General features: G+C 44.2%; 1 protein-coding gene. It reads right to left on the bottom strand.

What is annotated here, in order from left to right; genetic code table 11:
• On the bottom strand, nt 1-582 hold a 582-nt coding region (locus tag AWB78_RS47460; protein ID WP_157697934.1), incomplete at both ends, for a hypothetical protein.

Raw genomic sequence — 582 nt, 5'->3', positions numbered from 1 at the left:
CGTTAGCACCTTACTCGAATAGTTCTGTTCTATTTTCTTTTCATCGTCCCCTTGGCGGATCGTGTATGGCTCATTGTCACTTGAATTCGGATCGCTGTTTACAACAAAGAATTCAAATAGACTGTTCGGCGCCTCCGTACCGCAGACCATGGTTACCCGTTCTATCATTTCATTCACTTGACCCAAGCCGTTCGACGAATAGCTTATTATGAATCCCCTATTATTAGTCACAGAGTCCCGATTTGAGGCCAGATATATCCCACGGGGAGCCCTTGAAAATATATCATAGACACCAAGAACCCTCTTAGTGGTCCGATCTTTATCTTCTAACGCGTTCCCCACCTTCTTCTCATATTTATCCAGATTGATTTCTTTTTGCGCCAGACGATTAATTGCCTCCTTATTTGCCGGAAATTTACGCTCTAAAGCGCACACGCTATCAGAGCTTTCATTTCTCGATCCTTCAGTTTGGACTCGCACCTCCTCTCCGCTATTCGCCTTAAAAGCAGAGATTTGTCCGGCTGACGCTTGGTTAATGCCCGGAAACGGGTTATAAGAAATCTTTTTATTGTTCTTGTTCTC

It is taken from the genome of Caballeronia calidae (assembly GCF_900044055.2).
GTDB lineage: Bacteria > Pseudomonadota > Gammaproteobacteria > Burkholderiales > Burkholderiaceae > Caballeronia > Caballeronia calidae.
Note: the sequence above shows the minus strand (reverse complement) of the source record. Positions and strands in the feature narration are given on the sequence as shown.